Below are 1,003 nucleotides of genomic sequence, written 5' to 3'. Positions count from 1 at the left end.
TTTTACACGCCTGACGGTTTTCAAGACCGTTCCCTTCAGCCGGACTTGGGTAATCCTCCATTTTTCAATGGACCTTGTAGGACTTGAACCTACGACCACTCGGTTATGAGCCGAGAGCTCTAACCAGCTGAGCTAAAGGTCCAACAAGATCATTATAGCGGCGAAGGGGATCGAACCCCCGACCTCCCGGGTATGAACCGGACGCTCTAGCCAGCTGAGCTACACCGCCATCAATCGGGAAGACAGGATTCGAACCTGCGACACCTTGGTCCCAAACCAAGTACTCTACCAAGCTGAGCTACTTCCCGAGTTAAATAGAAAAAATGCACCCTAGAGGAGTCGAACCTCTAACCGCCTGATTCGTAGTCAGGTACTCTATCCAGTTGAGCTAAGGGTGCCCATCAATATATGCCGAGGACCGGGATCGAACCGGTACGATCGTTACCAATCGCAGGATTTTAAGTCCTGTGCGTCTGCCAGTTCCGCCACCCCGGCCTCTCTAAGCGAACGACGGGATTCGAACCCGCGACCCCCACCTTGGCAAGGTGGTGTTCTACCACTGAACTACGTTCGCATCGACCACTTATTCTATATAAAAAATGCCGGCTACATGACTTGAACACGCGACCCTCTGATTACAAATCAGATGCTCTACCAACTGAGCTAAGCCGGCTGATTTCTATTATGCGGGTTAAGGGACTTGAACCCCCACGCCGTTAAGCGCCAGATCCTAAATCTGGTGCGTCTGCCAATTCCGCCAAACCCGCAAAGATGACCCGTACTGGGCTCGAACCAGTGACCCATTGATTAAAAGTCAATTGCTCTACCAACTGAGCTAACGAGTCTAAAATAACTTCCGTTATCTTAAACGGTCCCGACGGGAATCGAACCCGCGATCTTCGCCGTGACAGGGCGACGTGATAACCGCTACACTACGGGACCTATGGGAGTTAACGGGATCGAACCGCTGACCCTCTGCTTGTAAGGCAGATGCTCTCCCAGC

At 52.0% G+C, this 1,003-nt stretch carries 10 tRNA genes; all 10 read right to left on the bottom strand.

Annotation, left to right across the window (positions count from 1 at the left end):
- Positions 1-68: 68 nt before the first annotated feature.
- Positions 69-142, bottom strand: a tRNA-Ile gene (locus tag ADI74_RS06650).
- Between the two features lie 13 nt (positions 143-155).
- Positions 156-229, bottom strand: a tRNA-Met gene (locus ADI74_RS06645).
- A gap of 5 nt (positions 230-234) precedes the next feature.
- Positions 235-308: transfer RNA gene (locus ADI74_RS06640), tRNA-Pro, on the bottom strand.
- A gap of 16 nt (positions 309-324) precedes the next feature.
- Positions 325-398, bottom strand: a tRNA-Arg gene (locus ADI74_RS06635).
- Between the two features lie 11 nt (positions 399-409).
- Positions 410-495, bottom strand: a tRNA-Leu gene (locus ADI74_RS06630).
- A gap of 7 nt (positions 496-502) precedes the next feature.
- A tRNA-Gly gene (locus ADI74_RS06625) sits at positions 503-574 on the bottom strand.
- A 26-nt stretch (positions 575-600) separates the two neighbouring features.
- Positions 601-673 (bottom strand) — tRNA-Thr (locus ADI74_RS06620).
- A 12-nt stretch (positions 674-685) separates the two neighbouring features.
- A tRNA-Leu gene (locus ADI74_RS06615) sits at positions 686-767 on the bottom strand.
- A 5-nt stretch (positions 768-772) separates the two neighbouring features.
- Positions 773-845, bottom strand: a tRNA-Lys gene (locus tag ADI74_RS06610).
- A 24-nt stretch (positions 846-869) separates the two neighbouring features.
- Positions 870-942, bottom strand: a tRNA-Asp gene (locus tag ADI74_RS06605).
- Positions 943-1,003 lie beyond the last annotated feature (61 nt).

Source organism: Streptococcus pseudopneumoniae, assembly GCF_001074565.1.
GTDB classification, from domain to species: domain Bacteria; phylum Bacillota; class Bacilli; order Lactobacillales; family Streptococcaceae; genus Streptococcus; species Streptococcus pseudopneumoniae_J.
This window is presented reverse-complemented; position numbering and strand designations above follow the sequence as displayed.